Source organism: Streptomyces sp. NPDC033136 (genome assembly GCF_055578235.1).
This window is the reverse complement of record NZ_JBVIPD010000002.1, coordinates 529470-555414: the sequence shown is the minus strand read 5'-3', so window position 1 is coordinate 555414 and position 25945 is coordinate 529470. Positions and strand designations below refer to the sequence as shown.

Here is a 25945-nt window from a genome sequence, read left to right as displayed (position 1 = left end):
GGCCGGCTGCCGAGTCCGGTCCCGCGGAGCGGGTGGTAGCGGTGTGCCCTCGCCGCCGCGGCGCGAAGGCCACGGCCGCGAAGGGACGTGGCGGAGTCAGTGTCCTGCGACGACGCCCGACAGCTCGTTGGTGCTCTCCGGCAGGGTGACAGAGGTGATCTTCTTCCCCTTCTCCAGGTCGATCGCGTAAAGCACCTTCTTACTGGGCTCGGAGACGTACGCGACGTGCCCGCGGACGAACAAGGTGGGCCGGGGCTGCTGCCAGTCCAGCGGCTCCTGCCACTTGCCCACGGCGGGGATCTTCTTCTCGATCTTGCCGGTGTTCTGGTCGATGACGTGGAGGGCGCCGTCGGTGCCGAGGACCAGGGCCTCGCCGTGCGGGCCGCGGGCCAGCGAACGGAAGGAGTAGCTGACACCCAGGTCGACCAGACGCAGCTTCTTCTCGTCGGTGTCGATGAGCGAGATGCGGGTGGGCCGCTCCAGCTCGGCCTCGGGGTCGGTCTTGTAGTCGCCCAGGAGGATCGGCGAGGCGTCGCTGCCGGCCTGGTTGCCGATGCGGCCGTAGTCGTCGGGGGCGTCGATCTTGGTGAACTTGCCGTCCTTGTAGATCAGGATGCCGTCCTCGCAGCCGATGCCGATGGCCTCGTTCTTGGCGGCGGCCTCGCCGTGGACACCGGGGCAGCCCTCGTTGCGCGCGACCTCCTTGTTGTTCCTGTCCAGCACCAGCGCGCCGGTTCGCTTCTCCTCGGTACCCAGGGTGCTCACGAGTGTGCCGTCGGCCAGTTCGATGGCGACACCGTGGTGCGGCTCGGCAGAGGTGTAGGTGCGCCCTTCCGGCTTCTTGCCACTGCTCAGGGCGGTGGGGTCGAAGACGTTGACCTCTCCGGTGCCGTCGGTGAAGAGCACGGTCCTTCCGGCGTGACGTACAACGTGACCGGGCTTGGCGCCCTTGTACTCGATGTCGGTGAGGGCCTGGTCGGTGGCGTCCAGGACACGGAATCCGCTGTCGGTGGAGACGACGACGTGGTCCTCGTCACCCGCGGGGTTGACCCGGTTGAAGCCGGGCAGGTCGATGGTCTTGGCGAGCTTCAGGCTCTCGCCGTCGAGGATGTACAGGCCGCCGTCGAAGGTGGCGACCAGCGGATCCTTGACGGCCACCGCGGGTTTGGCGCTCGCGGTTCCGTCGGACGTGGTATCGGTGGAGGAAGAGCCCTCTCCGCCGCAGGCGGTCAGAACCGAGGAGACCGCCAATGCCAGTGCAGTGCCCGTGAGGGCTCTGCCGCGTATCGACTTGTTCATCAGCATGTTCCTTTCTGCACCGCACGGTGGCGGTATGAGGGGTGTGGCGTGTGGCGCCCGATGACCGGTGTGCCGGGAGGCTCGAAGGGTCAGTCGCCTGTCAGGCCGGTGACCATGGCGGTGGTGTTGGCGTGCATCATCCGCAGGTAGGTGTCGGCGCCCTCGCCCTTCGCCGTCAGGGACTCCGAAGCCGACATCCGGCGATCTCCTCCGCACCGGCGATCGACCGCCCGCCTTCGTACCGCAGCGCGGAGCAGTCGGCGACACCCTCCCGCTCACCGTTCGGCAAACCGTGGAGATGGGGCGCTGGGGCGAGCGCGGGCCGTGGCGCAGGCTGACCGCACGAGACCACACGACCGTGGACGCGGCGCTCGACCGGCTCGGCATCGGCGACCTCGCCTCACGTCAACTGGGCGAACTGTCGGGCGGGCAGCGTCAACGTGCGCTCATCGCCCAGGGTCTGGCACAGGAGTCGGACCTGCTGCTCCTCGACGAGCCGACCACCGGCCTGGACCCGGAGGCGAGGGAGCGGATCGGGGCGCTGCTGACGGCGCTCGTCGCCGACGGCGTGACGGTCGTCCAGGCAACGCACGACCTGGAGGTCGCGCGCGCGGCGGACATCTGCCTCCTGCTCCAGGACGGCCGCCTCGTCGGGCAGGGACGTCCGGACCAGGTCCTGACCACGTCGGCGCTGGCCCAGGTCTGGCAAGCGCTCTGAGGAGCACAGCACAGCAACCGCGAAGGCCCTGCCAAGATGGCCACCCGGCGCCTGGGAGGGGCCGAGGTGTTCGCCTGGTGCAGCATGCCCGGCCCTGAGCGACCGCCTGCCCGGCAGGCGCCACGCAGCGCGAACCGATCTGCGTTCACAGGCAGTCGGATGGGCTGTCGAGGAGTTCCCCCAGAGCGCGAAGCAGGAGCGCGGCCTGCGACCGCCAGGTCCGCCGCGATCCGGGCGGCACCGCCACATGCCCTCGGTCATGGCCGTCCACGCCCGCCTGACCATGAACTGCCCGTGCACGGGAACCTCGTGCAGCCCTCTCCACCTTCCGGACCGGAACCAGGCATTGCTTCAGACCCCCACCACGGCGGTCGCCAGGTCATCAACCCGGGACGCCTCCGCGTCCGATGCTGACCGTTTGCTGACCCGCGGTGGAGGAAGAAGCGAGCACCTTCACAGCGCGGCCACCGGGCCGCGCTGTGAAGCGGACGGTCACGGCGCCCTCGGCTACGCGTCCCCCACCACGACGATGTCCAGGGTCCTGGGCCCGTGCACGCCCTCGACACGGTCCAGTTCGATGTCGCTGGTGGCCGAGGGGCCCGAGATCAGTGTCAGCGGGCGGCAGGGATCGAGCAGGCGCAGCGCGTCAGGCACGTCGGGAGCGATCTGGTCCGCCCGGACCACGCAGATGTGCTGGTCAGGAAGCAGGGTCAGGACCCGCCGCCCCTGACCCGGCCCGTGGTCGAGGGCCACGGTCCCGGTGACGGCGATGGCGGCGGCGACGGTGGTGACCACGGCGTCCGCCGCGTCGAGCCGTCCGACGGTCAGCGGCGGGACGTCCGTCAGCAGGGACCAGGGTCCCTCCGGGACCAGGTCCTCGGGAAACCCGGGCGGCATCACCAGGGACCGTGCTCCGGTGCGGGCCAGCGCGCGACCGACCGCCGCTGCGGCGTCGGCCGGCTGCACCCGGACCACCGTGGCGCGGTACTCGGCGGCACGCTCGGCGAACAGCCCGAGGACGTCCGGTCCAGCGTGGCCGGCACGGCGACCCTGCGAAGGCGCGTCGTCGGGAGCCTCGGAATCCGGCACGCCGGACAGCGCTCCCTTGACCGCGCTCAGGACGGTCTCGCGGCCGTTCATCGTCATCCCTTCCTCTCCGCCGTCGTACGGCTGTCTGCGCTCGCGGGTGGTCGCGTACGGCGCCACCAGGCGCGCAGCGACTCACGGGCCGGCGCCGGCGTGTCCCGGGTGCCGGACCAGCGGGCGAACGGACCGGGCAGGGCGCCGAGCCGGCCGTCACGGGCCACCAGCCGGGCTCCCACGGCGGCCAGCCGCTGTACGGCGGCCAGCCTCCGCGGTGAGCCCAGGACGGCGCCCGCGGCCTTCATGGCGAGTGCCTCGGTTGTGGGGAGCAGCCGGTCCCGGCGTTTGGCCTCCACGGCCTCGGCGCGCAGATGGACCAGCACCTCGGGAATGTTGATCTTCACGGGGCAGGCGTCGTAACAGGCGCCGCACAGCGTCGAGGCGAAGGGCAGCGAGGCCGCGTTCTCGACGCCGACGAACTGCGGGGTCAGGACGGCGCCGATCGGCCCGGGATAGACCGAACCGTAGGCATGGCCCCCCGTGCGCTCGTACACCGGGCAGACGTTGAGGCACGCCGAGCAGCGGATGCAGGCGAGGGCCTGGCGGCCCACCTCGTCGGCGAGGGTGGCGGTGCGGCCGTTGTCGAGCAGCACCAGGTGGAAGTTCCGGGGACCGTCGCCTTCGGTGACGCCGGTCCACAGCGAGGTGTACGGGTTCATCCGCTCGCCGGTGGACGAGCGGGGCAGGAGCTGGAGGAACACGTCCAGGTCGGCGAAGGACGGCAGGACCTTCTCGATTCCCATGACGGTGATCAGGGTCTCGGGCAGGGTCAGGCACATCCGCCCGTTGCCCTCCGACTCCACGACCGCCACCGTTCCGGTGTCGGCGGCCGCGAAGTTGGCGCCGGAGACGGCGACCTTGGCCCGCAGGAACTTCTCCCGCAGGTGGAGCCGGGCCGCCTCGGCGAGGTGGCGGGGCTCGTCGGTGAGGTCCTCGGGGGCGGGCCTGCCCCACTCCCCCATCTCCCGGCGGAAGATCTCCCGGATCTCGGAGCGGCCCCGGTGGATGGCGGGCACGAGGATGTGCGACGGGCGGTCGCCGCCCAACTGCACGATGAGTTCCGCGAGATCGGTCTCGTAGGCACGGATGCCCGCGTCCGCGAGCGCCTCGTTGAGTCCGATCTCCTGAGTCGCCATCGACTTGACCTTGACGACCTCGTCCTCGCCGGTCGCCTTCACCAGACAGGTGACGATGCGGTTGGCCTCGGCGGCGTCCGCCGCCCAGTGAACCACTCCCCCCGCGGCGGTCACCGCCTTCTCCAGACGCAGGAGATGATGGTCGAGGTGGCGCAGGGTCTGCCGTTTGATCGTCGCGGCCGTCTCCCGCAGTTCCTCCCAGTCCTCCAGTTCGGCGGCGGCCTCCAGCCGTTTGTCCCGGATGGTGCCGGTCGCGCGGCGCAGGTTCGCCCGCAGCCGGGTGTCGGCGAGCGCGGTGCGCGCCGCTTCGGGGAAGGCCGGGGCACCCAGCCATACGACGTTGTCGGCGCCGCTCACCACACCTCTCCTTCCGTGGAGGCCAGGATCTCGGCCAGGTGCATCGTGCCGACGCCGGTACGGAGCCGGGACAGGCCGCCGCCGATGTGGGTGAGGCAGGAGTTGTCGCCCGCGCTCAGGATCTCGGCGCCGGTGTCCTGCACATGGCGCATCTTGTCGGCCAGCATCGCGTTGGAGACCTCCGCGTTCTTCAGCGCGAAGGTGCCGCCGAAGCCGCAGCAGGACTCGGCGGCGGGCAGTTCGACGAGATCGATGCCCTTCACTGCGCGCAGCAGTTTCAGCGGCCGGTCGCCGACCCGCAGCATGCGCAGCGAGTGGCAGGTCGGGTGGTAGGTGACGCGGTGCGGGAAGTACGCGCCGACATCGGTGACGCCGAGAACGTCGACGAGCAGTTCCGACAGCTCGTACACCGTCGGGACCACGTGCTCGACCGCCTCGGCGAGCGCGGCGTCGCCGTACTGTGCGGCCACCACACGGTGGTGGTCGCGCACCATGCCCGCGCAGGACCCGGAGGGGGCGACGACGGCGTCGTAGCCTGCGAAGACCTCGGCGAAGCGGCGCACCATGGGCAGCGTCTCGGGACGGTAGCCGGTGTTGAAGTGCATCTGACCGCAGCAAGTCTGGCCCTGCGGGAACTCCACCGTGTGGCCGAGGCGCTCCAGCAGTTCGGTCACAGCCCGACCGGTGCGGGGGAACATCATGTCGTTGAAGCAGGTGATGAAGAGGGCTATGCGCATGGGGTGTCCTGGGGCGAGGCCGGCCGTGCGGTGACGCGCAGGTCGTAGGTCCGCATGGCCGTTCCGGTGAAGACGTCGTGACGCTCGGTGGGGCCGAGCCCGGCCGTCAGCTCCCGTGCGACGGCGATCACCTCGGCGTACGTGGCGGCGAGCCGGCAGACGGGCCAGTCGGAGCCGAACATCAGCCGGGCGGGGCCGAAGGCGTCGAGCACGGTGTCGGCGTACGGCGTGAGGGCCGCGATGGTCCACGAGTTCCAGTCGGCTTCGGTGACCATGCCGGAGAGTTTGCAGACGGTGTTGGGGAGGGCGGCGAGGCGCCGGATCTGCTGCGCCCAGGGGGCGAGTTCGCCGGACGCCACGGGCGGCTTGCCGAGATGGTCGAGGACGAAGGTGAGGTCTGGCAGGCGCTCCACGGCCTCGACGGCCGCCGCGAGTTGGTGGGGCTTCACCACCAGGTCGTAGACGAGTCCCGCCTCGGCGACGGCGGACAGACCGCGCAGGACCTCGGGGCGTACGAGCCAGCGCGGATCCGGCTCGCCCTGCACCTGGTGGCGGATGCCCACCAGGTACTCCCCTCCCGGGCCCGCCCGCAGCCCCGCGAGGCTCTCCGCGATGTCGGGGGCGATCAGGTCGGTCCAGCCGACGACCCCGGCGACCAGGTCGCTGTCGGCGGCCAGGGCCAGGAACTCCGGGGTCTCCTCCGGCACGGTGATCGTCTGCACCAGCACGGTGGCCGTGACACCGGCCGCGCGGGCCTCCGGCGCCAGATCGGCGAGTGTGAAGTCGCGTCGCAAAGGGGCGAGTTCGTCTCCGCTGATCCAGTCCTGGTCACGGACGGACAGGTCCCACACATGGTGGTGGGCGTCCACGATGCCGGGCACGGTTTCCGCTGCGGTCACAGTTCCCACACCACCGGCAGTGAGGCATCCGCGCCCTGCGCGGAGTAGTCGTGGACGACGTCGAGAAGTTCGGCCATCCGGGCCTGCCAGGCGATGTTGACAGGCAACTTGTCCAGTTCGGCGATCATCGCCTGGTAGTCCTCGACCTCCAGCACATGGAACAGGTCCGTGCCACTGCGCCAGATCGTCCATTCCCGCACCCCCGCGGCGCGGATGGCGGCGGTGAGTTCCTCGGGCACCTCCCGGTGCGCGGCCTCGTACTCCTCGATCCGGTCGGCGCGGACCTTGGTGTGCAGGGCGACCCTCATGACGGCTCCTTCGACGGCATGGCTTCCCCGGTCGACGCGGCTCCCCCGGTCGGTGCGGGGACGGGGGTGTCCGGGTCCAGCAGGCCCTCGGCGCGCAGTTCCTCCCACAGGGCGTCCGGAATCGGGCGCCGCAGCTGCTCCACCGTGTCGCGTACCTCCTGAGGGGTGCGCGCGCCGGTCAGGACGCTGTTGACCGCGGAGTGGCCGAACGGGAAGCGCAGCGCGGCGGCCCGCAGCGGCACGCCATGGCGTTCGCAGGCCGCGAGCAGCCGCAGCGCACGATCGAGGACCAGCTGCGGAGCGGGTGCGTAGTCGTACGTGGCGCCGGGCCGGGGGGCCGTCAGCAGCCCGGAGTTGAACACCCCGCCGATGACCACGCTCCGCCCGCGGGCGGCCGCCTCCGGGAGCAGTTCGGTGAGCCCGTCCTGGTCCAGGAGGGTGTAGCGGCCGGCCAGCAGCACCACGTCGATGTCGGTCTCGCGCAGGAACCGGGCGGGCAGCGCGGGCTGGTTCATCCCGACGCCGATCGCCCCGACCACGCCTTCGGCGCGCAGCCGCTCCAGCGCCGGGTACGCCTCGCGAAGCGCCTGGTCGGCGTGGTCGTCGGGGTCGTGGAGCAGGGCGATGTCGATCCGGTCGAGGCCGAGGCGTTCCAGACTGGCCTCCAGGGAGCGCAGCACTCCGTCGGCGCTGAAGTCCCAGACCCGGCGGTGGGTGGCCGGGACGGCGAAGCCATGGGCGCGGTCGTCGCCGGCGCTGCCGTCCGGGTCCGGTACGAGAAGCCGGCCCACCTTGGTGGAGAGGGTGTAGGTGTCGCGGGGGCGGTCGCGCAGCGCGGCGCCGAGCCGCCGTTCCGACAGGCCGAGACCGTAGTGGGGCGCGGTGTCGAAGGTGCGGACGCCGGCGTCCCAGGCCGCGTCCACCGTGGCGTGGGCGGCCTCGCCGGTGACCGGGTGGAAGAGGTTTCCGAGGGCGGCACAGCCCAGTGCCAGTTCCGAGACCGGTACGGCGCCGCCGCCCAGCGTGGTGGTCCTCACGACCGGTCCACCGGGCGCAGTCGCAGTCCCTGCATGCCGCCGTCCACCGCGAGCGCGGTGCCGGTGACGGACGCCGCGGCCGGACTCGCCAGGTAGACGATGGCGGCGGCGACCTCGTCGGCGGTGACCAGGCGTCCGATGGGCTGGCGGGCGTTGAGGGCGGCGCGCTCCGCCTCGGGATCGTCGGCCGCGTCCAGCAGCCGGGCCACCCAGGGGGTGTCGGCGGTGCCGGGGTTGACGCAGTTGACGCGGATGCCCTCGCGGACGTGGTCGGCGGCCATGGCCAGGGTCAGCGACAGCACGGCGCCCTTGCTGGCGGAGTACAGGGCGCGCTGCGGCAGTCCGGCGGTGGCCGCGATGGAGCAGGTGTTGACGACGGACGCAGTGCCCGGACGGGCAGTGGCAGCGCGGCGCAGGTGGGGCAGGGCGGCACGGGTGGTGCGGACGATGCCGAGGACGTTGACGTCCAGGACCCGGTGCCACTGCTCGTCGGAGTTGTCCTCGACGGTGCCCGCCGCGCCGATGCCCGCGTTGTTGACCAGGATGTCGATGCCGCCGAGCCGATCGGCCGCCGTGCCCACGGCGGCGCGCACGGAGGCGTCGTCGCTGACGTCGGCCTGGAGGCCGAGCAGCGGTTCGCTGACGCCGCCCGGATCGAGGTCGAGCACGGCGACCGCCGCGCCCTGGGCCGCCAGTGCGCTGGCCGTGGCGAGCCCGATGCCGGACGCGCCCCCGGTGACGACGGCTTTGAGCCCTGACAGACCGCTCATGCCACGCCCTCCGGTCCAGCGAGGTCGGCGGCCCAGAAGGCGCCGTCCGGGTAACGGTATTCGGCAAGGGACTCGGGGTGCATGGTGGCGGAGAAGCCCGGGGTCAGCGGCGCCGTGTAGTGACCGTCGCGCATCACCACGGGCGCGGTGAAGTGCTCATGGAGGTGGTCGACGAACTCGATGACGCGATTCTCGGTCGTGCCGGACAGCGCCAGGTAGTCGAACATCGACAGGTGCTGCACCAGCTCGCACAGGCCCACTCCGCCGGCGTGCGGGCAGACCGGCACCCCGAACTTCGCGGCGAGCAGCAGAATCGCGAGGTTCTCGTTGACCCCTCCGACCCGGGCCGCGTCGATCTGGAGCACGTCGATGGCGTCGGCCTGGAGGAGTTGCTTGAAGATGATGCGGTTCTGCACGTGTTCGCCGGTGGCGACCTTCACGGGGGCGACGCCCCGGCGGACGGCGGCGTGGCCCAGGACGTCGTCGGGGCTGGTGGGCTCCTCGATCCAGTACGGGTCGAACTCGGCGAGCGCGTTGGTCCACTCGACCGCCTCCCCGACGTTCCAGCGCTGGTTGGCGTCGACGGCGATGCGGATCTCCTCGCCGACGGCGGCGCGGGCGGTGCGCATGCGGCGGATGTCGTCGGCGAGGTCGGCGCCTACCTTGAGCTTGATCTGGGTGAAGCCGTCGGCGACGGCCTGCTTGGCCAGCCGGGTCAGCTTCTCGTCGGAATAGCCGAGCCAGCCCGGAGAGGTGGTGTAGCCGGGGTAGCCGCGCTTCAGCAGGACGCTCTCCCGCTCCGCGAGCCCGGTGCGGCCCTCGCGCAGCAGTTGGAGGGCGTCCTCGGGAGTGAGTGCGTCGGCGATGTAGCGGAAGTCGACCTGGGAGACCAGCCACTCGGGGTCGGCGTGGGCGAGCAGTCGCCACAGGGGCTGCCCGGCGCGCTTGGCGGCCAGGTCCCACACGGCGTTGACGACCGCGCCGATGGCCATGTGCATCACGCCCTTCTCGGGGCCCAGCCAGCGCAGCTGGCTGTCTCCGATCAGGTCACGGCTGATCGAGCCCGGGTCGGCGCACAACTCCGCCACGGAGCGGCCCACGAGGTGGGGCCGCAGGGCGCCGATCGCGGCGACCTGGACGTCGTTGCCGCGTCCGATGGTAAAGGTGAAGCCGTGGCCCTCGTGCCCGTCGACCGCGTCCGTGCGCAGCACGACGTAGGCGGCGGAGTAGTCGGGGTCCGGGTTCATCGCGTCGGAGCCGTCCAGTTCCCGCGAGGTGGGGAAGCGGATGTCGTAGGTGTCGACGGCGGTGATCCGGGCGGAGGTCGTAGTCAAGGTGGTCCTGCCTTTCACGCTTGGGTGAAGGTCTGGCGCTGGCTGCCGAGGCCGTCGACGGAAAGCTCGACGGTGTCGCCGGGGCGCAGGAAGGGAGTGCCGGGAAGCCCTAGAGCCACGCCCGCGGGAGTACCGGTGTTGATCACGTCACCCGGTTCCAGGACCATGTACTGGCTCAGGTACGACACGATGTGGTCGACCGGGAAGATCATGTCTCCGGTGTGGCCGTCCTGCCGCTTCACCCCGTTGACGCTGAGGTGCAGGCCCAGGTCCTGCGGGTCGCCGACCTCGTCGGCGGTGACCAGCCACGGGCCGAGCGGGTTGAAGGTCTCGCAGGACTTGCCCAGGTCCCACTGCGGGGAGTACTCCAGCTGGAACTCGCGCTCCGAGACGTCATGGCTGATCGCATAGCCGGCGATCACGGCCCGTGCGGCCTCGGGTCCGCCGAGGTAGCGGGCCCGCCGTCCGATGACGACCGCCAGCTCGACCTCCCAGTCGGTCTTGACCGAGCCTCGGGGGATCAGCACCTCGTCGTACGGGCCGACGACCGTGCCCGGGTCCTTCATGAAGACCACCGGGCGGGGTGGGATCGCGGCGCCGGTCTCGGCGGCGTGGTCGCGGTAGTTCAGCCCGACGCAGATGATCTTGCCGGGACGGGCGAGGGGGGCGCCGATCCGCAGGCCGTCGGTGTCGAGCTCGGGCAGTCCGCCCGCCATCACGGCCGCTCCTGCCCGGTCCACTCCCCCGGAGGCGAGGAAGTCGCCGTCGATGTCCCGGGTCACCGAGGAGAGGTCCAGCAGCCGGCCGTCGTCGGTGCGGACCGCGGGTCGCTCCTCGCCGGGGGCGCCGACTCGTAGCAGTTTCACAGGGGCTCCCTTGCCGTGCGGGGTCTTGTCTGAGTGTGGGTCGCCGTAGGGCTGAGCCGCCTGCAGTGTGCCGGGCCGGGCCTGCCCTGACGGGCTCCGCTCATCCACCTCTGTAATCATCGGATGTATGGCGGCACAGTGACCCTAGATGCGGACATTGCGTCTGGCAACGGATTCCTCGGATGTATTTTCTCGACGTTGCCAGCCAGGCCCGCACAAAGGCAGATTCGCCATGGTCGTCCCAGGCCACGAGGTCGACACGCGAGCCGCCATCCGATGAATCCGAGGTGAGCCGCAAGGTCATCTCCACTGGTGAGAGCGACACCGACAGGCACACGACGGACCACTCAGGGGGATACGGGTTCTCCGGGCACCCACCCCGGCCCCGCTTCCGCCGGCCCAGGTGGCTCCGTTGTCGAATCGTGAGCTTCCGCAGCGCCCCGCCCGTCACTCACAAGATCGAAACTGTGCAGGTCGCGAAGGGTGTCGGTGGGAAGCGGCCCGGCCGGAACAGTGTCTTCGCCCCCTACGGCGTGATGTCCCGCACATCTGTGGCGGCGAACCCTTGTCAACGTCGGCAACGTCGTCGTACCGTCCTCGACGTCCGGTATACATCGGAGGAATGGTTGCACGGTCCTGTGCGCCCATTCGGCTCGCATCCGTGTGGTCGCTCCGCCTCCGCATCTCCCGGTCCCCGGCTGACCCTCACACCACCCCTCAGGGCATGATCCGCGCACCTCCACGCCGGATCGGCAACTGCCCGTCCGGCGGCCTCGCCCCTCCCCCGCAGGCAGGTACGCCCTCCCCACCGTCGCCCTGCGGCCCCCGTGCCCCTGGCTAAGGAGAGAACACGGTCATGAACCTCGCTCGCACCCGCTCCACCGCCGCAGCCGCCACCGCTGTTCTCGCGGTGCTGGCACTCGCCACCGCGTGCAACCGCGAAAGCACCGACTCGGCCGCCTCCGGCGGTGACAAGCCCGCCATCGGGATCGACCTGCCGCGCTCCGACTCCGACTTCTGGAACTCATACGCGCAGTACATCGAGAAGGGCGTCAAGTCCGACGGCATCAAAGCGCTGCCGATCAGCAACTCGCAGAACGACGTCACCAAGCTCGTCGCCAACATGCAGGTGTTCCAGAACACCGGGGCCAAGGCCGTGGTCATGGCTCCGCAGGACACCGGGGCCGTCGCCTCCACCCTCGACACCCTCGCGTCGAAGAAGATCCCGGTGGTCAGCGTCGACACCCGGCCCGACAAGGGCGACGTCTACATGGTCGTGCGCGCCGACAACCGGGCGTACGGCACCAAGGCCTGTGAGTTCCTCGGGCAGCAGCTCGGTGGCAAGGGCAAGGTCGCCGAGCTGCAGGGCGCCCTGGACTCCATCAACGGGCGCGACCGCTCCGAGGCGTTCGCGGAGTGCATGAAGGAGAAGTTCCCGAAGATCAAGGTGTTCGAGCTGCCCACCGACTGGAAGGGGGACGTGGCCTCGGCCAAGCTGCAGTCGCTGCTCGCCCAGCACCCGGATCTGAACGGCATCTACATGCAGGCGGGCGGCGTCTTCCTGCAGCCGACCCTGGCGCTGCTGGAGCAGAAGGGCCTGCTCAAACCGGCCGGCCAGAAGGGGCACATCTCGATCATCTCCAACGACGGCATCCCCCAGGAGTTCGAGGCCATCCGCAAGGGCCAGATCGACGCCACCGTCTCCCAGCCCGCCGACCTCTACGCCAAGTACGCGCTGTACTACGCCAAGGCCGCGGCCGAGGGCAAGACCTTCGAGGCCGGCAAGACCGACCACGACTCCACCATCATCAAGCTGCCCAACGGCCTCGAAGACCAGCTGCCCGCTCCTCTGGTCACCAAGGACAACGTCGACGACAAGACCCTGTGGGGCAACAACGTCGGCGGATGACCGGCGCTCCCTGCCCGCCGCGTCGGGGGACGCACAGCCTCCCGCCCCCCCGACGCGGGCAGTCTCCCGCACCCCTCGGCTCCAGCCTCCGCACACGAAGGACGGTATCCACCATGGCGGACACCGCGACCGCCCCGGCGACCGGCCCCGGCACTCCGGCCCCTGTGGCCGAGGCGACCGGTATCAGCAAACGATTCGGCGCGACCGTCGCACTGCGTGACGCCCGTATCACCGTCGCCCCCGGCGAGGCGCACGCCCTGGTCGGACGCAACGGCGCCGGCAAGTCGACGCTCGTGTCCACCCTCACCGGCCTCCAGCAACCCGACACCGGCACCCTGCGCTTCTCCGGCGAGCCGGCGCCCGCCTTCGGCGACATCGACGCCTGGCGCTCCCGCGTGGCCTGTGTCTATCAACACTCCACCGTCATCGGTGACCTCACCGTCGCCGAGAACCTCTTCCTGAACCGGCAGAGTGCCGGCGCGGTGCAGCCCATCCGCTGGAAGCAACTGCGTCGGCGTGCCGAGGAACTGCTCGGCGAGTACGGCGTGGCCGTCGACGCGACCGCGCGGGCCAAGGACCTCACCGTCGAGCAACGGCAGTTCGTCGAGATCGCGCGGGCTCTGTCGTTCGGCGCACGCTTCATCATCCTCGACGAGCCGACCGCGAAACTCGACGCCCGCGGCATCAACCGCCTCTTCGACAAGCTCCGCGACCTCCAACGGCAAGGCGTCGCCTTCCTCTTCATCTCGCACCACCTGCAAGAGGTGTACGACCTCTGCACCACCGTCACCGTCTACCGTGACGCGGCCCACATCCTGACCGCGCCCGTCGCCGAACTCGGTCACCAGGCACTGGTGGAGGCCATGACCGGCGAGGCGGCCTCCACGATCACCACTGCCGGGGGGTCTCCGGTCGTGCGGGAAGACGCCCCGGAACTGCTGGCGATCGACGGCCTGACCCTGCCCGGCGTCTGCGAGGACATTTCCCTCTCGGTCCGCTCCGGCGAGGTCGTCGGGCTCGCCGGCGCCACCGCCAGCGGCAATGTGCAGGTGGGTGAGACGATCGCCGGTCTGCACCGCGCCAAGGAAGGCCGTGTCACGGTGGGCGGCAGGACCGTGCGCACCGGCAGCGTGCCGTCCGCGCTCACCGTCGGAGTCGGTCTGGTCCCCGAGGACCGCCACCTCCAAGGGCTGGTGAACAACCGCAGCGTGGCGGAGAACGCGACGCTCACCGTCACCGATCAGCTCGGTCCGTTCGGCACGGTGCTGCCCGCCCGCACCAAGGCGTTCGCCGGACGCATGATCCGGGACCTCGACATCAAGACGCCGGGAGCCGCCACCCCGGTCTCCGCGCTCTCGGGCGGCAACCAGCAGAAGGTCGTCGTCGCCCGGGCCCTGGCCACCGATCCGCACGTCCTGGTGGCCATCCGCCCCACCAACGGAGTGGACGTCAAGTCCAAGGAGTTCCTCCTGGGCCGCATCCGGCAGGTCGCGGACGGCGGCAAGGCCGCCCTGATCGTCTCCGACGAACTGGACGACCTGAAGGTCTGTGACCGGGTCGTCGTCATGTTCCACGGGCGCGTGGTCGCCGAGTTCGACCGCGGCTGGAAGGACGAGGTCGTCGTCGCCGCCATCGAGGGCGTCAGCGGCGGCACGGCTCCCGCCACCGCGTCCCCCGCATCCGCCGTACCCGCCTCAACCGGCGCAGACGAGCACGGAAGGTAGTCATGTCCGTCACCACAGATCTCACCGACCCCGCAGTGAGCAAGGCCGAGCCGGCCACCGCGGACGCCACGCACCGCCGGGTCGACTTCGGGCGCTTCCGTGACCTCTCCCTGGTCCCGGCCATCCTCGTCCTCGGCCTGATCGGGTTCATCGTCTCGCCGGCCTTCCTGACCGCCGACAACCTCATCGGTGTGGCCCAGCAGTCCACCGAGCTCAGCCTGCTGGTCCTGGCCACCGCGCTGATCCTGATCTGCGGCCGGATGGACCTGTCCCTGGAGTCCACCATCGGCGTGGCGCCCGTCATCGCCGTGTGGCTGGTCCTGCCGACCAGCGGAGCCCGGTTCACGGGTCTCGGGCTGTTCCCCGAGTGGACGGCCGTGCCGCTCTGTCTGCTGGTGGGCGTGGTGATCGGGGCCCTCAACGGCTTCCTGATCCTGAAGCTGCGCCTCAACGGCTTCATCGTCACCCTCGGCATGCTGACCATGCTGCGTGGCCTCCAGGTCGCCCTCTCCGAGGGCCAGTCCATCGTGGAAATGCCGTCTTCCTTCACCTACCTGGGCAAGTCGTCGTGGCTGGGTGTCCCGGCCGCGATCTGGATCTGCGTGGTGCTCTTCGCCATCGGCGGCAGCGCGCTGGCCTGGCTGCGCCACGGCCGGGCGCTCTACGCGATCGGCGGCAACCCGGAGGCGGCCCGTACCGCCGGCATCCGCGTCGACCGCATCGTGTGGATCGTCCTCATCCTCGGCAGCGTCCTCGCCGCGTTCGCCGGCATCCTCTACAGCGGCCACTACGGCTCCATCTCCGCCACCCAGGGCAGCGGCTGGATCTTCCAGGTCTTCGCCGCGACCGTCATCGGCGGAGTCAGCCTCAACGGCGGCAAGGGCTCGATCTTCGGCGCGCTCACCGGTGTGCTGACGCTGCAACTCGTCGTGAACGTCATGACGTTGGCGGGTGTACCAGCGCTGTGGAACCAGTTCCTCAACGGAGCCATCATCATCGTCGCACTGATCATCTCCCGCTTCGCCTCCGGCGAGAAGCAGGAATAGCCACGTACCGCCGGGCCCCGAGCCGGGCCCGGCGGAGCCGCCGGCCGGCGCGTCCCCTACTCAGAGAGGCACCGTCGTGGCACTGACGGACGAGGCGATCGACAAGATCAAGGCGATGATCCTCGCCGGCGAACTCGCGCCCGGCTCCAAGCTCCCCAAGGAGGAGATCCTCGCCGGACAACTCGGCCTGTCCCGGAACTCCCTGCGCGAGGCGGTCCGGGCTCTGACGGCCATGCGCATCCTGATCACCCGGCAGGGCGACGGCACGTACGTCTCCAGTCTGGAGCCCCATCTCCTTTTGGAGAGCCTCTCCTTCGCCGCCGATGTCTCCCAGGGCCACACGGCTCTGCAGTTGCTCCAGGTACGACGACTGCTCGAACCGCAGGTGACGGGGCTGGCCGCCGCACTGCTGAAGCCGGAGGACCTCAAGGAACTGCGCACCATCCTCAAGCGGTCCCGGACCGCCGCCACTGTGGAGGAGTTCGTCGCCCACGACATCGCCTTCCACCTCAGGATCGTCGAAGCCGTCGGCAACCCCGTACTGTCGATGCTGCTGCAAGTGCTCTCCACCCGCACCCAACGTGTCCGCATCGTCCGCGGCAGCCAAACCCGTCGCGCCCTGGACAGTGCCCACCAGGACCACGAGCAGATCCTCAGCGCACTCCAGTCACGCGACGCCCTGCTCGCCGCCTCCGCGGCGACCGTCCACATCGCGACGGTGGAGCAGTGGCTGGCCACCAGTCTGACCGATGACCCGACCGGAGCGATCGACGACTGACTTCGCGCTCCCCTCCGCCTCCCGCCGCCGTCAGGCCGGTTGGCCGCACGCGCGGCTTCCAGATCGGACCGGGCCTCCTCCAACGCGGAGGTCACTTCGGCGTTTTGCTGCTCCAGCCTCGTGATCTTCCGCTGGAGCTCGTCGATGTCCGCTGGGGCTCCGAGCCCTGACTCCTGCCATGCCTGAGTTCCCAACGCTTGCGACGGCCGCTTTTCCAACTGCTGAATGCGGGCGGTCAGGCGGGTCTTGCGGGCCTGGGCGTTGGCGAGGTCGGTCTGGAGCGAGGCCCGGCTCACCGGCGATCCGCCGGCTGGGTCCTGTGCTGCCGGTTCGAGTTCGGCGGCACGGACGGTTTCGAGCAGGTCGCGGTGACGGTAGAGGAAGCTGCGGTCTGCTCCGGCTTGCCGGGCGATGACCGAGACGCTGATCGCGGTCCCGACCCGGGGCCGGGAGAGGCGGTGGTGCGCGTCCAGGCCTGCGGGGTGTGCCACACCGACCTCCCCTACACGCAGGGCGGGATCAGCGACGACTTCCCCTTCCTGCTCGGGCATGAGGCTGCCGGGGTGGTGGAGTCGGTCGGGGGGCCAGTGTGCGGACCGGTCACGGTGGCAGCGCCACCATCGGGGCCAAAGCGCCGCACCTCACCGCACTCCATGCCTGCTCTGCAGGTCAAGGGCGGTGCCCTCGGCGTACAACCAATCACATGTTCGATCAGCAGTCGTCAAGGTGTCTCCGGACTCACCCTCGTTGCGAAGGGCCGCAGACTTGCCCCGTCGGCAGCCCGCCCCCTTGCCCGGACGGAGAAGCGGCGACGCACTCACGGCAGCAGCGCTCCGTCGGCGAACCCGAGGACGGCCTGCCCGGCGAGGCCCAGGGCCAGGGAAAGAGTCGCTGCGGTGTAGGCGGTGGCGGCGGCCCAGCGGCCCAGGACGGTGTGTGTGGTGACGGGTGCGCGGTCGGTGGAAGTGAACAGAGGGGCGAGCCAGCGCAGGTAGTAGAAGAGGGAGGCGACCGTGTTGGCGACGGCGAGAGCCGCCAGCCAGGCGTATCCGCCGTCGATGGTGGCGCTGAAGATCTCCAGCTTGCCGAGGAAGACGCCGGTGGGCGGGGTGCCGACCAGACCGAGAAGGCAGACGAGGAGGACGGCGGCCAGGCCGGGGCGGCGGCGGGCGAGGCCTCGGTAGTCGTCGAGGGTGCGGGCGTGGGGCAGTTCGGTGACGACGGCGAAGGCGCCGAGGTTGGTGACGGTGTAGGCGGCCAGGTAGAACAGCAGGCTTCTCTGGGCCAGGTCGGTGCGGGTGGCGACGGCGAGGGCCATGAGGAGGTAGCCGACCTGGCTGATGGTGGAGTAGGCGAGCAGGCGTTTGACCGAGGTCTGGAAGAAGGCCGCGAGGTTCCCCAGGGTCATGGTGACGGCGGCGAGGATCGCCAGCAGCAGCGGCCAGTTGACGTCGCTGCCGGGCAGCGCCTGGTGGAGCAGGCGGTAGCCGGCGATGAGGCCGCCGATCTTCGGGATCGTGGTGACGTAGGCGGCGACCGGTGTGAGGGCGCCGTCGGTGACGTCGGGCACCCAGAAATGGGCGGGCGCAGCGCCGGACTTGAAGAGCAGGCCGGCGAGTACGCCGATGAGTCCGACGGCGACGAGGCTGTAAGGGGCGGTGGGCAGGACGGCGTTCAGTTCGCGGTAGAGGGTGGCGTGGCCGGCGGCGTAGAGGACGGCGGTGCCGGCGAGCATGGTGGTGCCGAGCAGGGCACCCATCAGGTAGTACTTCAGTGCGGCTTCCGTGCCTGGGGCGTCCTTGGCGAAGCCTGCGAGCGCGTAGGCGGGAATGCTCGCGAGCAGGTAGGCGGCGAACAGCATCAGCAGGTCGTTCGCGCCGATCAGGGTGAGGGTGCCGGCCCCGGTCATCAGCAGGAGCACCCAGTACTCGGTCTCGCGTTTGTGACCGCGCACGTGCTCCACGGACATGCCGATGACGAGAAGCAGGGCAGCGAGGACGACGAGCCGGCCGATATCGGTCGCGGTGTCGACGGCGAAAGCGTGCGAGAAGACGGTCTGTGCGCGGTCGGCGGCCATGGTGACCGCGGTGGCCACCAGACCGGCCACGCATGCGGCGGCCGCCAGAACGGCAATGGCCCACTGACGGCGGCGGGGCAGCCAGGAGCCCGCGAGCAGGCCGACGACGGCGGCACCGAGCAGGGCGATCTCTGGGGCGAGGGCGGTGAGGTTGTCGTTCACCGCGCCACCAGTCCGGTCAGGGTGCGGCCGGCCGGTTCGATGACGTCCAGGAGCCAGCGGGGTACGACACCGATGACCAGCGCGAGAGCGAGCAGGGCGACGGTGGGCAGTGCCTCGTGGCGGTGCAGGTCCGCCACGCCACCGGAATTGATGGATCGCGGCAGACGGGGAACGCCGAGGAACATCCGCCGCAGCGCGGTCAGGAACAGCGCCGCGGTGATGAGGATGCCGGTCACGGCGATGGCCGTGGCGGCGGGCCGGGAAGCGAGGGAACCGGTGAAGATCTGGAACTCGGCGATGAAACCGGAGAAGCCGGGAATGCCGAGGCTCGCGAACGCGGCGACGGCGGTGACCGCCGCGAAGCGCGGGGTGTGCGCGGCCAGACCGGAGTAGGCGTCCATCGCGTTCGTCCCGCCGCGGTCGTACAGCACGCCGGTGAGCAGGAACAGAGCTCCGGTGATGAGGCCGTGACTGACCATCTGGGTGACCGCGCCGGTCACCGCGAGGGAGCGGGCCTGGGCATCGGTGCCGGCCAGGGTTCCGGCGGCGCCGACGGCGAGGACGATGTAGCCCATGTGGTTCACGGAGGTGTAGGCGATCATGCGTTTGAAGTCGGTCTGTGCCAGGGCGACCAGGGCGCCGTACACCACCGACACGACACCGACGACCACGATGACCAGAGCGTAGTGGCGCCAACTGCCGGGCAGCAGGGGCATGGCGATACGGACGAACCCGTAGGTCCCCATCTTCAGCAGGACCCCGGCCAGGATCGCCGAGCCGGCGGCCGGGGCCTCGGTGTGGGCGGGCGGCAGCCAGGTGTGGAACGGCACGGTCGGCGTCTTGACCGCCAGGCCGACGCCGATCGCCAGGAGCACCAGGCCGGCGTACAGACCGCTTCCGGCCAGGGGACTGGTGCGGGTGAGGTCGACGATGTCGAAGGTGTGCGGGTCGGCCGCCAGGTACAGGCCGATGAATCCGAGCAGCAGGGCGAGGGAGCCGACGAAGGTGTAGAGGAAGAACTTCAGCGCCGCCGCCCGGGCGCGTTCACCGTGCCCCCACCCGGCGATGACGAAGAACATGCCGACGATCGACAGGTCGAAGAAGACGAAGAACAGGATCAGGTCGAGGGCGACGAACAGGCCGACGCAGACGGTCTGCAGGAACAGGAACAGGCAGACGTGGGAACGCACCCGCCTCGACTCGCGCAGCGAGTACACGGCGACAGCGAGGAACAGCAGACAGGTCAGCGCGACCAGAGGCAGCGACAGGCCGTCGACACCCACGTGGTAGCCGACCCCGGCACTGGGGATCCAGCGCGCTCGCTGCTCGTACTGCATCCCGCCGCCGGTGTCCAGGCCCGCCCACAGCGCGACGACCAGGGCGAGGTCCGCGGCGGCGGTGGCGATCCAGGTCCAGAGGTACACCCGGTCGGGGAGGGCGCGCGGCAGGAGCATCAGCGCCGCGCACACCAGCAGCGGCAGGAAGGTGACGACACTCAGCACAGGGGTTACCTCACCAACAGGATGATCAGGGCAAGCACGGCGAAGCCGACGGCGGCCTGGGCGTAGTACTGGTGGAGCAGTCCGGTCTGCGGGCGACGCGCCCATCGGCCCAGGCTCCGGGCGCCCGAGGCGACGGCGCGGACGGCGGAGTCGATGCCGTCGTCGTCCAGACGGCCGGCGAGCCGGGCGGCGGCGAGACCTCCGCGAGCGGTCCGGCGCACGGCGCCGTCGACGGCATCGTCGTCCAGGCGGCGGGCGAACCGGGCCGCCGCAAGGCCGCCGCGCGCCGTCTGCCGCACGGCACCGTCGACGACACGGTCGTCGAAGACGGCCAGCGCCCGCGCCAGGCCCAGCACGGGACGCACCACGACGGCCTGCGCGGCCCGCTCCAGGTACAGCCAGCCCTGTGCCCAGCGCGCGGCGCCGCCGGGCACGGGCGCCGGGTGGGAGGCCCCCCACCACGCCAGGCCCGTGGCAGCGAGCGCGACTCCGGCGGACAGGCCCAGCTCCCACGGCTCGGGGGACGGCTCCCCCGCGCCACCCACCAGACGCTTCAGCCAGGTCGCGGGGCCGGGCAGGGCCAACACGCCCAGGACGGCCGCGGCGAGGGTGAGGGCGAGCAGGGGCGGGGGCGTGGTGGACGCGGTGCGCCGGGTGCCGTGCCGCTCGGTGTCGTATCCGGCCACCGGATCCTCGGGGAGGGGGCGGGTGACGTACCAGACGGCCTTGACGCTGTAGACGGCCGCCACGGCCGACGCCGCCAGTCCGACGGCGTAGAGCCCGGATCCCTCCACCCGGGCGACGGCGAGGACCTCGTCCTTGGCCGCCCACAGCGACAGCGGTGGCAGACCGGCCAGGGTGAGCGCACCGACGGTGAAAGCCACACCCACCAGCCGGTAGGAGCGGGCCGCGCCACGCAGAGCGGGCAGCCGTTTGGTGCCCAGCGCCGTCAGCCAGGCGCCGGCGGCGAGGAACAAGCCCGACTTGGTGGCGGCGTGCGCGACCAACTGGGTGGTACCGGCAGCCACTCCGCCGCTGCCGGCGGCCAGCACCATGAAGCCGATCTGTGCGGACGTGGACGCGGCGAGCAGTTGCTTCAGATCGGTCTGCGCCACGGCGACCACCCCCAGGGCCAGGGCGGTGAGGGCGCCGGTCCAGGCGACCAGCGGACCGGCCCAGCCCGTGGTGGCCAGCAGCGGGTGCAGGCGCAGCAACAGGTAGGCGCCGGCGGCGACCATCGTCGCCGAGTGCAACAGCGCCGAGACAGGGCTCGGGCCCTGCATGGCCCGCGACAGCCAGAAGGAGAAAGGCAGTTGGGCGGACTTGCCCAGGGCGGCGACGACGGCACCCGCGGTGATCAGGTGCAGCCACGGCGAATCGGCGGACGACAGGGCGTCCAGGCTCAGTGAGCCGATCCCGGCGGCCAGGGCGGCACCGGCGGCCAGATAGAGGCCGAGGTCGGCGGTGCGGGTGGTGAGGAACGCGACATCGGCGGCCTCCGCCCGTTCGGACTGCCGCCACCAGTAGCCGATCAGAGCCCAGCTGGTGGCGCCCATCACCTCCCAGGCCATCAGCAGCAGCGGCAGTGTGGTCGCCGTGACGGTGACGAGCATCGCGCCGGCGAAGACCAGCATCAGCCCGAAGAAACGGCCCCGGTTCTCGTCGGCGGTGAACTCACCCGCGGCGAAGACGAGGACGGCCGTGGTGACACCGGTGACGGTGACCACCATCACCGCGGACAGACCGTCCACCGCGAGCCCGGCCCTCATCCCGGCGAACAGCGGCGCGCTCGCCGCCGGCCGGCTCACCGCGGCGGCGACGGCCACGCCCAGCGTCGCCACGGCCACCGCCACACCGAGGACGGGGACCGTGCGCCGCCAGCGGGGTCCCACCAGAGCGAGCATCCCTCCCCCGCCCAGGGGAAGGGCGATGAGCAGCCAGGCCAAGCCGTTCATCCCTTCAGCTCTTCGGCCATGTCGGTCATGTCGACCTGGCGGGCGCGGTAGATGGCGGTCGTGACGGCGAAGCCCATGGCCATCTCCACGGCCATGGCCACCACGGCTGCCAGGATCACCACCTGGCCACTCGCGGAGGCCGGTGCGAGGAAGTGCCAGAAGTCGGCGGCGGCGACGATGATCCCGCCGATCATCAGCTCGATGCCCATCATGATCATGACGATGGACTGCTGGGAGAGCGCGCCGAACAGGCCGGTGCAGAACAGTCCCGCGGCGAGGACCAGGAGAAGTTCGAACGTCATCGGCCCATTCCCCCACCGGCCGGGTCCTTCGCGGGGCGCTGATCCAGATCGTCGCCGAAGCGGTCGTAACGGCCTCGCCCGGTGGCCAGCACAGTGGCACCGACCATCGTGGCCAGCAGCACGAATCCGAGAGTGACCATGGTCAGCATCTGCTCCTCCATCAGGGACATGCCGACCTGGAAAGTGGTGTCCGCCGGCCGGGCGCCCGTCCGCTCGGGCCAGGACACCAGAAAGATCCCGGCGACCAGGGCGGCGAAGACGGTACCGCTGATGACCAGCGCACCGCGCTTGTTGTGGAGCATCGACATCGGCATCAGACCAGCCGGGTTCATCATGTAGGCGATCATGAACACGGCCATGATCACCATCTCCATGACCATCATCAGCACGATGACCACGCCCAGGTACGGCAGGCCCAGCACGGTCACCACGCCACCCACGCAGACCAGGGAGGCCAGCAGCGCGAAGGTGACCCGGGCCATGGAGTTCAACGTGAACACCAGGACGCCGAAGACCAGGGCGAGGATCCCCAGCACCGAGAGCAGCACCGTGCCCATGGTGCCCATGGGCACCTTCCTTTCCTAGAGGTTGACCAGTGCCGGTACCAGGGCCTGGACGACGGCCAGCGGGATGAGCACCACCCAGGCCGGCTCCATGTACCGGTCGGCGCGGACCACCGGCAGGCGCCGCAGCACGTACACGAGCAGCCCCAGCACCAGCAGCGTCTTGACCAGCGACCAGGCCCAGTCCGGCAGCCCCGGTCCGGCGCCGCCGCCCAGGAACAGCGGTACCGCCATCGCCGCCCCGGCCGCCAGCCACAACCACCGCCCGGCCTGCAGCAGCAGCCGGTCCACCCCGGACGCCTCCCCCAGCACACCGCCGGCCACGTCACGGCCGGCCGGGTAGGCGAAGGGACCCAGGAAACTGAAGGCGAGCACACCGGCCAGGTAGAGGACGAAGGCGAACGGCATCCACACCGCGAACCACAGGTCGTGCTGGGCGCCGGCGATGTCCGTGACCCGCAGCGACTGGGCAGCGGTGGCGGCCGAGATCAGCGCGAACATCAGCGGAAGCTCGTACGCCAGTCCCTGTGCGAGGAAGCGGTAGCCCCCCACCAGGGAGAAGGCGGCGTTGGGTCCCCAGCCGGCCAGCCACAGCCCGGCCCAGGTCAGCACCTCCATGGCGTTGAACCACACCACCCCGACCGGCAGGTCGGCGACGACGTGGTTGCCGAACGGGATTCCCAGCGTCGACAGCACCGCGGCCACCGGCACCGTGACCACCCCCAACCGCCAGAGCAACCGGTCCGGCGCGGGCAACCGCCGTGGCTGCGACAGCAGCGCACGCGGCACGGCGAGAAGCGGCCGCAGCACGGTGCCGGGGGTGACCGGACGGCCCGCGCCGCGGGCGTCCAGCGCCGCGTCGCCGACCCTCGCCATCACCGCGAAACCGAGCAGCATCGCGGGAGCGGCCAGCACCGTCCACCACGCCCCCGCCTCAACCACGGGCCACCTCCGCCGGACGGACGGCCAGTTCGTCCGGATCCGGATCGAGACTGGCGACGACGAGACGGGCGGCGCCCAGCTCGGCGCCCACCAGCAGGCCGGGGAGCACTCCCCTCAGGGCGGCCGACGGCGGGCGCTCCGCGGCCCACCGGCCGCGCGGGCTCTCCTCCCCCACAGGATCGAGCGGAGCCGTGTCGTCCAACTGCCGCACGTCGTGCACGACGTCGGTGAGCCATTGCCGGTAACGGGCCGGCACGTCCCCGCCCGCCCGGGCGGCCGGTCCGCTCACGCCCGCGGCCCGGGCGTCGGCCGCGCTCAGCGGGCCGACACCGCGCGTCAGCCGGTACAGGGTCCATGACCGTCCGACCCGCCGGGCGTAGCGCTCCACGCGTGGCAGGAGCACCCGGACAGGCGCCTCCGCCAGCAGGTCGTCCCGCAGGCGCCGCGCGGTCACCGCCTCGGCGGGCCAGCCCGCCACCGACAGCAGTCGGCCCAGGCTGTCCAGATGTGCCGCCGCCCGCCGCCGGGCGGCGGCACCCCTGGTCACCGGCTCGCCTGCCGCAGCCCGCAGCCACGGTCGAGCCCAGAAGGGGGCAACCGACCCGTCGGCGAGTGGCTCCTCCAGGTCGACCTGCTGGATGACGTCACCCTGCAGCACTGCACGGAGGGTCAGTCCCGTGGGCCAGTCGGCCAGAAACGGCCCCAGCGGCACATGCAGACGGTCCAGTGTCAAGCCGTCGCGATCCTCACCCCGCTCGGCCATCGGCAGGCCGCCCGGCATCTCCATCTCCCCGTTCCCGTGACCGTGGCCGCCGCCGTGACCCGCGTGTTCGTCGTGGCCGCTCCGGTCCGCTCTCTGGTCCGTATGGCGGTCGTCACCGTGCTCCGGCCTGTCGTGGGGGGCTTCGTGGCCGGCGTGGTCGTCGTCGGGGCCTTCGTGGTTCGCGTCGGTGCTCTCCCGGCCCCCTCCTCGGCCACCGTCCCCGGAGCCGCTTCCACCGTGCCCGCCTTCGCTGTCGTCCCCTCCGTGGCCGGCTTCACCGTTTTTCCCGCCTTCCGCTCCCGTGGCGCCGGGCCGCCCGGGGCCGGGATGCCGGTGTTCACGGGCGGTCCGGAGGGCTTCGGCGCGCTGACGGCCGGGTGAACCCAGCCGAGCGCAGGCGGCGTCAAGCATCGACGGCACGTCGTCGGCCTCGGTCGCTCGCACGCGTGCACGCGGCCACGGCATGTCCTGCCACAGCCGCTCCAGCACCGGGTGCAGCAGCGAGCAGTCAGGGCCCGCGACGACCATCAGGTCGGCCCCCGCAGGGGTCGTGGCCAGCGGCCAGTCCCGCATGCGCAACTGGCTCTCGGCGGCCAGCCGCACCGGGGTACCGCCCGGAGTGGTCACCAGCAACACGCGCGGCCGGGTCGCGGCCGCCCGCAACAGGAGGGCTGTCAGGTCCATCGAAACACCCCCTCACGCCACGCGTAGACGACGCCGACGAGCAGGATCGCGAGGAAGACGAACATCTCGATCACCGCACTGGCACCCATCACGGAGATCACCCGCGTCCACGGGTACATGAAGACCATCTCCATGTCGAAGGCCAGGAAGAGCATGGTCACCGTGTACCAGCGCACGTGAAAACGGCTGACCGCGTGCTCGACGGGCTCCAGCCCCGACCCGAACGGCATGACGGGCGACGAGACGCGCGAGATCCGCAGGGCCCACGCGGCCCCGTACACACCGGCGACGGCCAGCGCAGCCACACCCAGCAGGGACAACGCAGCCGTGAAACCGCTCACCGCGACTCACCGCTCACCACGGAGTCCGGGGCGGAAGGAGCCGCGCGCCCCGCCCGACTGCCGCTGTGCACGTCCGTCCTCGCCTCTCCGTCCGTGGCATGTCGCGCCGCTCCCTTTCCCGCATCGACGCGTCGCGCGTACCCCTGGGAGGCGCGATGAACCGAAGCGCGGGTGCGACCGGAGCCCGGACCGCTTCGGCACATTCGAGGCGGTGGCCCATGTGGTCGTCCCCATCCGGCATCTGCCAAAGCATCACCGCCACGGTGTTCGATGGCGATGCACCACGCTGGAGGGCCGGTGCCCCGGCACCGCAAGGAGTAAGGGGTTCTTCGTCCCGCCGTCGACGAGGCACCCGGAATGTCATCGCCGCCGCGTCCGGTGTCACGCGTCCAGGGCGGCAACCGCCGCGTGCACGTTCGCCGTGGACAGGTCCCGCAGCCCCCGGGAAAAGGTCCACCGACACGGCGGCGGCCACCAGGAAGAACTCCGGAGCCGGATTGCGTGACGCATCTGCGGTCAGCTGCCGCCCGGTGTTCGAGGGCTCACACTGCCCCTTCTGCGACCTTCCTGATGACCGATCATGGCGGCATCGA

The 25945-nt window shown here is 70.9% G+C and carries 22 protein-coding genes and 3 pseudogenes; 6 read left to right on the top strand and 19 right to left on the bottom strand.

Annotation, left to right across the window (positions count from 1 at the left end):
- Positions 1–96: 96 nt before the first annotated feature.
- Together aztD and ACZ5TL_RS05595 are read right to left on the bottom strand one after the other, a co-directional pair.
- The gene (gene aztD / locus ACZ5TL_RS05600) at positions 97–1299 is read right to left on the bottom strand and encodes a zinc metallochaperone AztD (RefSeq protein WP_468587949.1); all 1203 of its coding nucleotides are present in this window, start codon (positions 1297–1299) and stop codon (positions 97–99) included.
- Between the two features lie 89 nt (positions 1300–1388).
- A pseudogene (locus ACZ5TL_RS05595) lies at positions 1389–1487 on the bottom strand (zinc ABC transporter substrate-binding protein); the annotation flags it as partial.
- On the opposite strand from ACZ5TL_RS05595, the pseudogene ACZ5TL_RS05590 reads away from it, so the two are divergent.
- Positions 1475–2017, top strand: a pseudogene (locus ACZ5TL_RS05590) (ATP-binding cassette domain-containing protein); the annotation flags it as partial. The pseudogenes ACZ5TL_RS05595 and ACZ5TL_RS05590 sit on opposite strands and share 13 nt — an antisense overlap.
- Before the next feature lie 507 nt (positions 2018–2524).
- Here the strand turns inward: ACZ5TL_RS05590 and ACZ5TL_RS05585 are convergent.
- Genes ACZ5TL_RS05585 through ACZ5TL_RS05545 form a run of 9 tightly spaced genes read right to left on the bottom strand, consistent with a single transcriptional unit; the run spans position 2525 to position 10604 of the window.
- On the bottom strand, positions 2525–3163 hold the full coding sequence (locus tag ACZ5TL_RS05585) for a LutC/YkgG family protein (RefSeq protein ID WP_468587947.1): 639 nt from the start codon (positions 3161–3163) through the stop codon (positions 2525–2527).
- A complete protein-coding gene (locus tag ACZ5TL_RS05580; protein ID WP_468587945.1) occupies positions 3160–4653 on the bottom strand; it encodes a LutB/LldF family L-lactate oxidation iron-sulfur protein in 1494 nt (497 codons plus the stop codon). The genes ACZ5TL_RS05585 and ACZ5TL_RS05580 overlap by 4 nt, the downstream gene beginning before the upstream one ends.
- Positions 4650–5390 (bottom strand): (Fe-S)-binding protein, encoded by a 741-nt coding sequence (locus ACZ5TL_RS05575; RefSeq protein WP_468587943.1) that lies wholly within the window; start codon positions 5388–5390, stop codon positions 4650–4652. The genes ACZ5TL_RS05580 and ACZ5TL_RS05575 overlap by 4 nt, the downstream gene beginning before the upstream one ends.
- Entirely contained in the window at positions 5381–6289 is a 909-nt protein-coding gene (locus tag ACZ5TL_RS05570; RefSeq protein ID WP_468587941.1) for an amidohydrolase family protein, read from the bottom strand. Before ACZ5TL_RS05570 ends, ACZ5TL_RS05575 begins: the two co-directional genes overlap by 10 nt.
- The gene (locus tag ACZ5TL_RS05565) at positions 6286–6597 is read right to left on the bottom strand and encodes an L-rhamnose mutarotase (protein WP_468587939.1); all 312 of its coding nucleotides are present in this window, start codon (positions 6595–6597) and stop codon (positions 6286–6288) included. Before ACZ5TL_RS05565 ends, ACZ5TL_RS05570 begins: the two co-directional genes overlap by 4 nt.
- Positions 6594–7634 carry an aldo/keto reductase gene (locus tag ACZ5TL_RS05560; protein WP_468587937.1) on the bottom strand — a complete coding sequence of 347 codons (1041 nt, stop codon included), beginning with the start codon at positions 7632–7634 and terminating at the stop codon, positions 6594–6596. Before ACZ5TL_RS05560 ends, ACZ5TL_RS05565 begins: the two co-directional genes overlap by 4 nt.
- Entirely contained in the window at positions 7631–8404 is a 774-nt protein-coding gene (locus ACZ5TL_RS05555; RefSeq protein WP_468587935.1) for an SDR family NAD(P)-dependent oxidoreductase, read from the bottom strand. Before ACZ5TL_RS05555 ends, ACZ5TL_RS05560 begins: the two co-directional genes overlap by 4 nt.
- A complete protein-coding gene (locus ACZ5TL_RS05550) occupies positions 8401–9738 on the bottom strand; it encodes an L-fuconate dehydratase (protein ID WP_468587933.1) in 1338 nt (445 codons plus the stop codon). The genes ACZ5TL_RS05555 and ACZ5TL_RS05550 overlap by 4 nt, the downstream gene beginning before the upstream one ends.
- 14 nt (positions 9739–9752) lie before the next feature.
- A complete protein-coding gene (locus ACZ5TL_RS05545) occupies positions 9753–10604 on the bottom strand; it encodes a fumarylacetoacetate hydrolase family protein (protein ID WP_468587931.1) in 852 nt (283 codons plus the stop codon).
- 856 nt (positions 10605–11460) lie between these two features.
- Between ACZ5TL_RS05545 and ACZ5TL_RS05540 the strand changes: the two genes are divergently transcribed.
- The 5 genes and pseudogenes from ACZ5TL_RS05540 to ACZ5TL_RS05520 form a co-directional block, all read left to right on the top strand.
- The gene (locus ACZ5TL_RS05540; protein ID WP_468587929.1) at positions 11461–12513 is read left to right on the top strand and encodes a sugar ABC transporter substrate-binding protein; all 1053 of its coding nucleotides are present in this window, start codon (positions 11461–11463) and stop codon (positions 12511–12513) included.
- Between the two features lie 113 nt (positions 12514–12626).
- Positions 12627–14237, top strand: coding sequence for a sugar ABC transporter ATP-binding protein (locus ACZ5TL_RS05535; RefSeq protein ID WP_468587927.1), 1611 nt, complete (start codon positions 12627–12629; stop codon positions 14235–14237).
- Positions 14238–14239: 2 nt separating this feature from the next.
- Positions 14240–15283 (top strand): ABC transporter permease, encoded by a 1044-nt coding sequence (locus ACZ5TL_RS05530; RefSeq protein ID WP_468587925.1) that lies wholly within the window; start codon positions 14240–14242, stop codon positions 15281–15283.
- Positions 15284–15359: 76 nt separating this feature from the next.
- Entirely contained in the window at positions 15360–16061 is a 702-nt protein-coding gene (locus ACZ5TL_RS05525) for a FadR/GntR family transcriptional regulator (RefSeq protein WP_468587923.1), read from the top strand.
- A 401-nt stretch (positions 16062–16462) separates the two neighbouring features.
- A pseudogene (locus tag ACZ5TL_RS05520) lies at positions 16463–16651 on the top strand (alcohol dehydrogenase catalytic domain-containing protein); the annotation flags it as partial.
- Positions 16652–16878: 227 nt separating this feature from the next.
- Here ACZ5TL_RS05520 and ACZ5TL_RS05515 read toward each other — a convergent pair.
- The 8 genes from ACZ5TL_RS05515 to ACZ5TL_RS05480 are packed head-to-tail and all read right to left on the bottom strand — an operon-like array spanning position 16879 to position 25352.
- On the bottom strand, positions 16879–18300 hold the full coding sequence (locus ACZ5TL_RS05515; RefSeq protein WP_468587921.1) for an NADH-quinone oxidoreductase subunit N: 1422 nt from the start codon (positions 18298–18300) through the stop codon (positions 16879–16881).
- Positions 18297–19802, bottom strand: coding sequence for a complex I subunit 4 family protein (locus tag ACZ5TL_RS05510; RefSeq protein ID WP_468587919.1), 1506 nt, complete (start codon positions 19800–19802; stop codon positions 18297–18299). Before ACZ5TL_RS05510 ends, ACZ5TL_RS05515 begins: the two co-directional genes overlap by 4 nt.
- A 5-nt stretch (positions 19803–19807) precedes the next feature.
- Positions 19808–21757, bottom strand: coding sequence for an NADH-quinone oxidoreductase subunit 5 family protein (locus tag ACZ5TL_RS05505; RefSeq protein WP_468587917.1), 1950 nt, complete (start codon positions 21755–21757; stop codon positions 19808–19810).
- Positions 21754–22059: an NADH-quinone oxidoreductase subunit NuoK gene (locus ACZ5TL_RS05500; RefSeq protein ID WP_468587915.1), complete on the bottom strand. Its 306-nt coding sequence runs from the start codon at positions 22057–22059 to the stop codon at positions 21754–21756. The genes ACZ5TL_RS05505 and ACZ5TL_RS05500 overlap by 4 nt, the downstream gene beginning before the upstream one ends.
- Positions 22056–22625 carry an NADH-quinone oxidoreductase subunit J family protein gene (locus tag ACZ5TL_RS05495; RefSeq protein ID WP_468587913.1) on the bottom strand — a complete coding sequence of 190 codons (570 nt, stop codon included), beginning with the start codon at positions 22623–22625 and terminating at the stop codon, positions 22056–22058. The genes ACZ5TL_RS05500 and ACZ5TL_RS05495 overlap by 4 nt, the downstream gene beginning before the upstream one ends.
- Before the next feature lie 15 nt (positions 22626–22640).
- A complete protein-coding gene (locus tag ACZ5TL_RS05490) occupies positions 22641–23564 on the bottom strand; it encodes an NADH-quinone oxidoreductase subunit H (RefSeq protein WP_468587911.1) in 924 nt (307 codons plus the stop codon).
- Positions 23557–25011 (bottom strand): hypothetical protein, encoded by a 1455-nt coding sequence (locus tag ACZ5TL_RS05485; protein WP_468587909.1) that lies wholly within the window; start codon positions 25009–25011, stop codon positions 23557–23559. The genes ACZ5TL_RS05490 and ACZ5TL_RS05485 overlap by 8 nt, the downstream gene beginning before the upstream one ends.
- A complete protein-coding gene (locus tag ACZ5TL_RS05480; RefSeq protein ID WP_468587907.1) occupies positions 25002–25352 on the bottom strand; it encodes an NADH-quinone oxidoreductase subunit A in 351 nt (116 codons plus the stop codon). The genes ACZ5TL_RS05485 and ACZ5TL_RS05480 overlap by 10 nt, the downstream gene beginning before the upstream one ends.
- Positions 25353–25945 lie beyond the last annotated feature (593 nt).

Coding starts and splice junctions, on each gene's coding strand:
- ACZ5TL_RS05500 (WP_468587915.1), bottom strand. CDS start 22,059: ATGACGTTCGAACTTCTCCTGGTCCTCGCCGCGGGACTGTTCTGCACC.
- aztD (WP_468587949.1), bottom strand. CDS start 1,299: ATGAACAAGTCGATACGCGGCAGAGCCCTCACGGGCACTGCACTGGCA.
- ACZ5TL_RS05565 (WP_468587939.1), bottom strand. CDS start 6,597: ATGAGGGTCGCCCTGCACACCAAGGTCCGCGCCGACCGGATCGAGGAG.
- ACZ5TL_RS05585 (WP_468587947.1), bottom strand. CDS start 3,163: ATGACGATGAACGGCCGCGAGACCGTCCTGAGCGCGGTCAAGGGAGCG.
- ACZ5TL_RS05485 (WP_468587909.1), bottom strand. CDS start 25,011: ATGGACCTGACAGCCCTCCTGTTGCGGGCGGCCGCGACCCGGCCGCGC.
- ACZ5TL_RS05530 (WP_468587925.1), top strand. CDS start 14,240: ATGTCCGTCACCACAGATCTCACCGACCCCGCAGTGAGCAAGGCCGAG.
- ACZ5TL_RS05540 (WP_468587929.1), top strand. CDS start 11,461: ATGAACCTCGCTCGCACCCGCTCCACCGCCGCAGCCGCCACCGCTGTT.
- ACZ5TL_RS05505 (WP_468587917.1), bottom strand. CDS start 21,757: ATGAACGGCTTGGCCTGGCTGCTCATCGCCCTTCCCCTGGGCGGGGGA.
- ACZ5TL_RS05495 (WP_468587913.1), bottom strand. CDS start 22,625: ATGGGCACCATGGGCACGGTGCTGCTCTCGGTGCTGGGGATCCTCGCC.
- ACZ5TL_RS05535 (WP_468587927.1), top strand. CDS start 12,627: ATGGCGGACACCGCGACCGCCCCGGCGACCGGCCCCGGCACTCCGGCC.
- ACZ5TL_RS05575 (WP_468587943.1), bottom strand. CDS start 5,390: ATGCGCATAGCCCTCTTCATCACCTGCTTCAACGACATGATGTTCCCC.
- ACZ5TL_RS05555 (WP_468587935.1), bottom strand. CDS start 8,404: ATGAGCGGTCTGTCAGGGCTCAAAGCCGTCGTCACCGGGGGCGCGTCC.